Here is a 225-nt window from a genome sequence, read left to right on the forward strand (position 1 = left end):
GCAGATGTATGAAATAATATGTGAAAAAAGGTGCCATGAGTTGAATGACTCTGTAATGGAGATGGCCAATAATGCAAATCTATTTATTCAAATGTTCAATAAAATTACCGATTCTATAAACGAACGAAACAGTAGAATAGCCGACCTAAAAAATAAAATACTTAGTTTAAAAGAAGTTATGATAAAAAAATATACCGATGAGATCAATACATTAATAAATGAAAT

1 protein-coding gene is annotated in these 225 nt (G+C 27.6%); it reads left to right on the forward strand.

What is annotated here, in order from left to right; genetic code table 11:
• Positions 1–40 precede the first annotated feature (40 nt).
• Positions 41–225: hypothetical protein (locus E0702_RS19845; RefSeq protein WP_205742174.1), on the forward strand; the 185-nt coding region annotated here is incomplete at its 3' end.

This window comes from Halomonas marinisediminis (assembly GCF_004347715.1).
Classification (GTDB): Bacteria; Pseudomonadota; Gammaproteobacteria; order Pseudomonadales; family Halomonadaceae; genus Halomonas; species Halomonas icarae.